Here is a 9,386-nt window from a genome sequence, read left to right on the forward strand (position 1 = left end):
CACCGTCGATCCGGCGCGCCCGCCGTTATCGGGGCATCGCCGTCGCGGCGCTATTCGGCCCCGTCCGACACGATACCCACCGCGATGGTTGCTCAACCGTGCCTGGGAAGGCAGGAGTCACCCGGCATCGCCGGATACCGCGCTTCCGAGGAGATCCGGGAGTGCGACCACATGCATCGCACTCTCGGATATCGGTGTCGGCACCGAATAGGCCTCGTCGAGCACCACGGCCTGCAGGTCTTCCAACTCGGCCGGGTCGATCGCGGCGAGATCGGTGGCGTCGGTGAACACGTGCGTCACCCACTCCTCCGCGAGCAACGCCTGCGGCGCTTCCGCCGATTCCAGGTCCGCGACCACGACCGAAGCGCCCGCGCTGCCCGCGGCCACCACCTCGAGCACGGCGGCCACCGACTCCTGGCCGCCGAACCGGAAGGTGCGCGATTCGAAGGTCAGACCGGTACGAGCGGACAATCGAGCCGCCGCGGCCGCCAGCGCGTCATAGGACAGTGCGAAGCCATGCCCCTCGGTGCGCGGCATCCCCGTCGGCACGACGGCCGGATCGTCTCCGCGCAGCGTGCGTATCCGATTCGCGTACGTGACCGGTCTCGGCGATTGGGCGTCGATCTCGGCGACCACCGCGGGGTCGTCGAACGCCAGCCAGTCGACACTGCCGGTGGCCGATGCGGCACCCGCCTGACGCACGACATCGGCCGCGGCGACCAGCCCGACCTTGACCTCCAGTGCACCGGGCAGCGCCGTGTCGACCGAGGACACCGGCACCAGCGCGGCGCCGGTCTCGAGCACCGCCCAGATGGCCACCACCGCGTCGACGCCGCGATCCAGGCGGATCGCCACCCCGTTTCCGGGCCCGCAGCCGCGTGCGATCAGCGCCCGCGCCAGCCGCGAAGTCCGGGCGTGGATGTCCTGGTACGACAACGCCTCCTCGCCCGACACGACGGCGGGCCCCTCCGGATCGTCCTCGACCGCGACGGCGAACAGCCGGGTCAGCGTGGTGCCCGCGGTCGGTGCCGCGGTCTCCGCCTCGGCCACGTTCGTCGTCTGCGGTGTGGCGAAGACACGATTCCGCTCCTCGGCATCGAGGATGTCGATATCGCCGACACATACCTCCGGGTCGGCGACCACCGAAGTGAGGATGCGCTCCAACCTGCGTCCGAATGCCTGCGCGGTCGACTCGTCGAGCACGTCGGTCGCATAGGTGATCACGGTGACCAGATCGCCGAACGCGCCGTCCATGTGATGCCGTGGTTCGACGGTCACCTGCAGATCGAATTTCGCCGCGGCCGCGCCTGCGTCCAAAGCCGCCACCGTCAGTCCGGGTAGCTCCAGGGTCGGCTGCTCGGCGTTCTGGAACGACAGCATCACCTGGAACAGCGGGTTGTGCGAGGTGGTGCGTCCCGGGACGACCTTCTCCACCACGCGCTCGAACGGGATGTCCGCGTTGGCGAACGCGGCCAGATCGATCCGGCGGGCCTGATCGATCAGCTCGGCGAAGCTACCCCCGGAATCGACGGCGGTGCGCAGCGTCAGGGTGTTGACGAACATGCCGACCAGATCGTCGAGCACGCGTTCGCCGCGGCCCGCGATCGGCGTGCCGATGGCCACGTCGGAGTCGCCGGACAACCGGGCAAGCAGCACCGCCAGCGCCGCGTGCACCACCATGAACAACGTCGAATTGCGCTCGCGCGCCAGCTGGGCCAGCTGCTCGTGCAGCTCGGGCGCGATGGCGAATCCGGTGTTGGCTCCGCGCATCGTCGGGACAGCGGGCCGCGGACGGTCCAGCGGCAGGTGCAATTCGCCGGACAGCCCGGCGAGCTGGTCGCGCCAGTACGCCAACTGCCGTGCGGCCACCGAGTTCTCGTCGTCGTCGGTGCCGATGACGGCCCGCTGCCAGATCGCGAAGTCCGCGTACTGCACCTCCAGCGGCGACCAGCGCGGCGAGTTGCCGCGGACCCTGGCCAGGTAGGCGGTCATCAGGTCGCGGGCAAGTGGGGCCATCGAGGCGCCGTCGGCGGCGATGTGGTGCGCGACCATGGCAAGCAGGTGCTCGTCCGGCCCGGACTCCAGCAGCAGGGCGCGCACCGGGACCTCTTCGGTCACATCGAATCCGGTGTGCATCAGCTCGGTGATCCGGCCGATCGGGTCGTCGGTGGCGGCCACATCGAGGCCACCGGAGGTTGCTTCGGCTACGGACAGGATCTCCTGGTACGGCAGCCCGCCCGGCCCGCTCGCCGGGTAACGCGTGCGCAGCGATTCGTGCCGCTCCAGCACATCCGCCAAGGCGTAGCGCAACGCGGACACATCCAGCACACCGGTCAGCCGGATCGCCAGCGGAATGTTGTAGGCGGGCGAAGCGGGATCGAACTGGTTGAGCACCCACATCCGCTGCTGCGCCAGCGACAGCGGCACCTGCTCCACTCGCTCGGCGCGGACCAGCGGCGGACGCTGCGCGCCACCGGCGCCGGGCACCACACGGGCGGCCAGCGCGGCGACCGTCGGCGCCTCGAACAGTTCGCGCACCGCGACATTCGCATCCAGCGCCTCGTTGATCCGCGCCACCACCCTGGTGGCCAGCAGCGAGTTGCCGCCGAGTGCGAAGAAGTCGTCGTCCAGACCGACCTCGGCCGCGCCGAGCAGGCCCGCGAACACCTCCGCTACCGCCTGCTCGACCGGCGAACTCGGCGCACGGAAGGCCGCCGCGCCGATGAATTCCGGTGCGGGCAGGGCCCTGCGGTCCAGTTTGCCGTTCGGCGTGAGCGGCAGGACATCCAGCGCCACGACGGCGTCGGGAACCATGTAGCCGGTCAGGAACTCCGACACCTGGGCGCGCAGCACGCTCGAGTCGAGCGTGCCGCCGGTGTCGGGCACCACGTAACCGATCAGGCGATCACCCGCGTGCTCGTCCGAGCGGACCAGCACCACGGCCTGGCTCACGCCGGGGCAGCGCAGCAGCGCCGACTCGATCTCGCCGAGCTCGATGCGGAAGCCGCGCAGCTGCACCTGCTGGTCGCCGCGGCCCGCGTACTCCAGGGTGGCCTGGCCACCGAAACCGACCCAGCGGCCGATGTCGCCCGTGCGATACATCCGAGATCCCGGCGCGCCGAACGGATTCGCGACGAAGCGCGCGGCAGCGAGTCCGGGACGGCCGAGGTAGCCGCGGGACAGCTGGGCGCCCGCGACGTAGATCTCGCCCGCGACACCGACCGGAGCCGGGTTGAGGCGGTCCTCGAGCACATAGGCGTCCAGGCCGGGCAGCGCGCGGCCGATGACGCTGGCCGCGTTGTCCACCATCTGCTCGTCCAGCGACAGGAACGAGACGTGCACCGTGGTCTCGGTGATGCCGTACATGTTCACCAGCCACGGCGAGTCCACCGGATGACGCTCGTACCAGCGCCGCAACTGACGCAGATCCAGCGCTTCGCCGCCGAACACCACATAGCGCAGCGCGAGCTTGCCCTGGTCGTGCGGATGCGCGGCCCGGTCGGCCTCGGCGAGCTGGTAGAACGCCGACGGGGTCTGATTGAGCACGGTGACTTGTTCGCGAATCAACAGCTCGCGGAACTGCTCCGGCGACCGGGAGGTCAGGTAGTCGACCACCACCACGGCGCCGCCGTTGGCCAGCGCGCACCACAGCTCCCACACCGAGAAGTCGAACGCGAACGAATGGAACAGCGTCCACACGTCGGTCTCGTCGAACTCGAACAGCAGCTGGGTGTTGGCGAACAATTCGACGACGTTGCGGTGCGTGACGCCGACTCCCTTGGGCACGCCGGTGGACCCGGAGGTGTAGATGACGTACGCCAGGTTGTCCGGACGCAGCGGCGCGATGCGCTCGGCGTCGCGGATCCGGCCGTCATCGAACGCGGTGGTCGCCGCGAGGATGTCTTCCAGCAGAAGCACCGGAATAGTGCCCGCGGGCAGCGCTTCCCGCTCGGCGGCGGTGGCCAGGATGCAGGTGGGGGCGGCATCGGCGAGCATGAACTCCAGCCGCTGCACCGGATAGGTGGTGTCGATCGGCAGGTACGCCGCACCGGCGGTCAGCACCGCCAGCAGCGCGACGGGCAGTTCCTCGCTGCGCGGGACAGCGACGGCCACCAGCGATTCCGGGCCCGCGCCCTGCGCGATCAACGCACGGGCCACCCGATTCGCCCTGCGCTGCAGATCACCGAAAGAGATTGTGGTGTCGCCGAAACGGATCGCGTCCGCATTGGGCCGCCTGCGCGCCTGCGCGCCGATCAGGTCCACCAGCGTCACGTCGGGCACCGCGGCGCCGGGGGTGCTCCACTCGTGCAGCACGAGTTCGCGCTCGCCAGGGGCCAGCACGTCGATATCGCCGACGGTCACCGTGGCGTCGACGGCCACCGCGCGCAGGATCCGGCGGAACCGATCCGCGAAGTCCTGCACAGTCGCCTCGTCGAACAGGTCCGTGGCGTAGGTGAACGCCGCCGACATACCCTGCGCGGCGCCGTGCCGGTCGATGTTCTCCACCAGCGCCAGCTGCAGGTCGAACTTCGCCAGCGGCACCGCGAGATCCACCGCGGACACCGAAAGACCGGGCAGCTCCAGCTCGGTGCGAGCCAGGTTCTGGAAGGTCAGCATCACCTGGAACAGCGGGTGACGCGCGGCCGACCGCGCCGGGTCGAGCAGCTCGACCAGCCGCTCGAACGGAACGTCGGCATGGCCGAACGCCTCGACATCGATGGCGCGCACCTCGCGCAGCAGCTCGTCGAACCGCGCGCCGGGATCGATCTCGGTGCGCAGCACCAGCGTGTTGACGAACATGCCGATCAGGTCGTCCAAGGCCGCCTCGCCTCGGCCCGCCACCGGGGTGCCGATGGCGATGTCCCTGGTGCCGGACAAACGAGACAACACGACGGCCAATGCCGCGTGCACCACCATGAACAACGTCGAATTATGCTGCTGCGCAAGTTGGCTCAACGCGGCGTGCACTTCGGCGTCGATCTCGAAACCGAGCGTCGCACCGCGATGCGAGGCGACCGCGGGACGCGACCGGTCCGCGGGAAGCTCCAATTGCTCGGGCAGCGCGGCCAATTCGGTGCGCCAGAAGGCGATCTGCTGCGCCAGCACCGAATCCGGGTCGTCCTCCGCGCCGAGGATCTCGCGCTGCCAGATCGCGAAGTCGGCGTACTGCACCTCGAGCGCGGGCCATTCCGGCGCGCCGCCGCGCATCCGATCCACGTAGGCGCTCATCAGGTCGCGGGTCAGCGGACCCATCGAGAAACCGTCGCCCGCGATGTGGTGGACCACGCAGATCAGCACGTGCTCGGTCGCACTCAGTGCGAGCAAGCGCACCCGCACGGGCGGCGCGACCGTGACGTCGAAACCCTCAGTCACCGCTGCGGCCACCAGCGCGGGAACCTCGGACTCCCCGGCTTGCTCGACCGTGAGCTCGGGCAAGGCACGCGGATCGGAGGCGGGCAGCACCAACTGGTAGCCCTCGCCGTCGACCTCCGGGTACAGGGTGCGCAGCACCTCGTGCCGCTCGGCGAGATCGTGCACCGCGGCGTGCAGCGCCTCGACGTCGAGCCGGCCCGATAGTCGCACCGCGGCCGGAATGTTGTTGACCGCGCTGGCCGGATCGAACCGGTTCAGGAACCACATGCGCTGCTGGGCGTAGGACAGCGGCACCCGCTCCGGCCGCGGCTGCGCGTGCAGCGCCTGGCCAGCGGCCGAACCCGCGTGCTGCTCCACGCGGGCGGCGAGCGCGGCGACGGTGGTCGCTTCGAACAGCAACTGCACCGGCACCCGCAGATCCAGCGCCGAGCCGATGCGCGCGGCGGCCTGCGCGGCCAGCAGCGAGTTGCCGCCGAGCTCGAAGAAGTCGTCGTCCGCGCCGACCCGGCCGTCCTCCTCGGGCACCAGCAGCGCGGCGAACACGTCCGCGACGATCTCCTCGACCGGCGTGGACGGCGCGCGGAACGCACGCGCGGCGAAGACGGGCTCGGGCAGCGCCGCGCGGTCGAGCTTGCCGACCGGCGTCAGCGGGATCTCGTCCAGCACCAGGATGGACGTGGGAATCATGTACGCGGGCAACGACTCGCCGAGGAACTCGGTGAGTGCGTCGGTGTCCACATCGGCTCCCGACCGCGGCAGCACATACGACACCAGCGCGGTCGCGCCCGAGGGCAGCGCCTTGCCGAGGGTGGCCGCGAAATCGATGTCCGGGTGGCTGGTGAGCGCGTTGTCGATCTCGCCGAGCTCGATGCGGAAACCGCGGATCTTGACCTGGAAGTCCGAGCGCCCCAGGTATTCGATGGCGCCGCCGTCCGGGCCCGCGGATTCGATGCGGCGCACCAGGTCTCCGGTGCGGTAGAGCCGCGCGCCCGGGTTGCCGGTGTCGGTGCCGAACGGGCTGGCGACGAACCGCTCCGCGGTCAGACCCGGCCGTCCGAGATAACCCTGCGCCAGCGCCGGACCCGACAGGTACAGCTCGCCGACCACTCCGGCCGGCACCGGCCGCAACCGCGAATCGAGGACGAACGCACCGACTCCCGGGATGGGCGTGCCGATCGTGATGGGCTCACCCGGCGCCATCGGCGGCGTGCTGGTCGCGAGAATGGTCGCCTCGGTGGGCCCATAACCGTTGTAGAACTCGCGTTCACCGGCCCAGCGGCCGACAAGTTCCGGACCGAACTTGTCACCGGCTACCACCACGGCTTGCAGATCGTCGAGCCCGGCCGGATCCACCGATTCCAGGGCGCCCGGGGTGATGAGCATGTGTGTGACGCGCTCGCGCCGCAGCAGATCCGCCAGTTCGAAGCCGCCGAACACCGTCGGCGGCGCGATCACCAGCGTCGCGCCGGAGGAGAAGGCCAGCAGCAGTTCGAGCACCGAGACGTCGAAGTTCGGCGAGCAGACGTGCAGTACCCGTGAGTCCTCGGTCACGCCGTAGTGCTCGCGCTCCGCGGCCACCAGCCCTGCCAGGCCGCTGTGCGCGACCACGACGCCCTTGGGCTTCCCGGTCGATCCGGAGGTGTAGATGACGTAGGCCGGATGCCGCTCGTCCAGCGGGCGAATCCGGTCGGTGTAGGAGATGGGATGCCCGGGGCGCGCGGCGATCCGCGCGGACAGCACCGGGTCGTCCAGCTCGACCCAGTACGCGCCGGTGCCGAGCACCGGGCGATGCGCCGAGATGGTGAGACCGACAGTCGCGCCGGAATCGGCGACGATGTGGTTGATCCGGTCGGTGGGGTAGGTGGGATCCACCGGCACGTAGGCCGCGCCGGTCTTCGCGATCGCCCAGACCGCGAGCACCGACTCGACGCTGCGCGAGATCCCGATGGCGACCACGTCGCCCGGGCCGACACCGCGCTCGATCAGTTCCCTGGCCAGCCGCGAGGACGCCGCGTCCAGTTCGGCGTAGGTGAGTTCCTGATCGTCGTCCGGATCTCCCGTGGGGTTGAACCGGATCGCGACCTCGCTGGCGGCGGACTCGACGGCGGCGGTGAGCAGCTGACCGAAGAGGGGACTGCCCGACCTGCGACGACGGCTACCACGAGTGGAGCGACGGGCGGTTTCCATTCGAGTGCATTCACCTCTCGCATCGAGCCAAGACCAGGGCATTTCCGGGCCGAGGGTCTGTTTTCCGGGCCCAGCGCGGTCCGAGCAATCATATAAGGGACTGATCGGTAACTCCGCGCGCCGTATTTCGATCGCCGCGGCTGCCGCGCGTGCGGTCCGCGCCCCCTTGTCCGTACCGTCCTCTCCTCGGACACCGTCGATCCCCCCGGATGCGGTGTTTTGCCTGATGCCTGTCGTTATATCGGCGCTGGGCCGGTCATGTTGCAGGCGTCCCCGTAGCGGTGAAGTTGTTCACAGCCATCCCCGCCGCGTGGCCTGCACCCCCGCCTGGAATCTGGTGCTCGCGCCGAGCCGCTCCAGCAGGCGGGCGGTGCGGCGGACCACCGTGCGCCGCGACATCCCGAGCCTGCGCGCGATGGTGTCGTCGGTGGCGCCGAGTCCCATCAGCGTCAGGATCGCCCGGTCGCGTTCGTCCAGCGCCTCCGCGGACGGATTCACCGAGATCGGCGCGGCCATCGCCCACAGCACGTCGAAGGTCTTGATCAGCAGTTCCAGCGCGGGGGATCCGGTGAAGCGCAATCCCATCGGATCGGGCCTGCGCTCGTCGGCGTGCAGCACCAGGCTGGCCCGCTCGTCGTCGCTGATGATCAGCTTGAACGGCGGCTCGGGCAGTGTTCTGGCCTGTGCCCCACTGGCATTGGTGGACAGCGCGTGGCGCAGGCGTTCGGGGTCCTGGTAGACGGTGTCCTGATACAGCGTCTGGTAACGAATGCCGTCGCCGAGCCTGGCCCGTTTGAGCTGGAACAGCTGCCGCTCACGTTCCGGATCACTCAGGTACGGTCCGCGTTCGATCAGCTTGATGCCGCTGCGCGCACCGGTCTGCATCTCCTCGAAATCCGCGAGCATTTCCAGCCGCTCGTACACCGGCACCACGGCGCCGTTACCGCGCGGCGAGCGACGCACCGAACGGAAGGTCTCGCTCAGTCGCGCCGCGGCGGTATGCATCTGGTTGATCTCGTGCTGCCTGCGCCGTGCCTCGGCCTCCGACAACGACTCCGGTGCGTGCGCGTCCCAGACCGTGCCGCCGTCGGGCGACTCGATGCGGACCGCGGCGCGTAACTCACACAACACATCCAACGAGTCGGCCGCGAGGTCTTCCGAAATGCCCAGGTACTGCGCGATATCGGCGAGACGCGATCGCGGATGGTGCACCAGCACGGCGTAGGTGCGGCCGTGCGGTGACCCAGGCTCGAAGATGTCGCCCAGCTCGATCACGGGCCGAGCCTAGCGACCGACCGGTGCCTGTGGGGCTGGTCCATGAGACCCGTGCGCACAGCGCCTCGCGCCTCGTCCGGGCGCGAAAGACGCCACGGCGCGCAACGGTGCGATCGTCGGAATATCAAGCTGGACAGGGAAAGTCAGTGTGCCGACGGACCCCAGTGCATCGGCACGCCCTTGGCGGCCAGATACGGCAGCGGGTCGATCTTGGTGCCGGCCCGATCCCAGATCTCCAGGTGCAGATGCGGACCGGTGGACTGGCCGCGGTTGCCGACGGTGGCGATCACGTCGCCCGCGTTCACCCGCTGGCCCTCGTGCACGAACATCTCGTTCACGTGGCCGTAGACCGCGGTGGTGCCGTCGTCCTGCAGCACCCGCACCCACAGGCCGAACCCGGAGGCAGGGCCCGCTTCGATCACGGTGCCACTGCTCACCGAATGGATCGGGGCCCCGAGCGCGTCGGCGAAGTCGACGCCGTAGTGCATGGCGCCCCAGCGGCTGCCGAAGCCGGAGCTGATCGCGCCGCCCACCGGGCGCACCGCCGACGG

General features: G+C 69.8%; 3 protein-coding genes. All 3 read right to left on the reverse strand.

Annotated elements, in window-relative coordinates:
- Positions 1-117: 117 nt before the first annotated feature.
- Complete coding sequence (locus tag NA4_RS14760; protein WP_067470178.1) at positions 118-7,560, reverse strand: non-ribosomal peptide synthetase; 7,443 nt, start codon at positions 7,558-7,560, stop codon at positions 118-120.
- A gap of 291 nt (positions 7,561-7,851) precedes the next feature.
- Positions 7,852-8,835, reverse strand: coding sequence for a helix-turn-helix domain-containing protein (locus NA4_RS14765; protein ID WP_067470181.1), 984 nt, complete (start codon positions 8,833-8,835; stop codon positions 7,852-7,854).
- A 143-nt stretch (positions 8,836-8,978) separates the two neighbouring features.
- A partial coding sequence (locus NA4_RS14770; RefSeq protein ID WP_157129014.1) for a M23 family metallopeptidase occupies positions 8,979-9,386 on the reverse strand: 408 nt, incomplete at its 5' end.

This window comes from Nocardia amamiensis NBRC 102102, assembly GCF_001612745.1.
Lineage (GTDB): Bacteria > Actinomycetota > Actinomycetes > Mycobacteriales > Mycobacteriaceae > Nocardia > Nocardia amamiensis.

Excerpts from the sequence above, each read along its gene's own strand:
- NA4_RS14760 (WP_067470178.1), bottom strand. The coding sequence starts at position 7,560 with ATGGAAACCGCCCGTCGCTCCACTCGTGGTAGCCGTCGTCGCAGGTCG.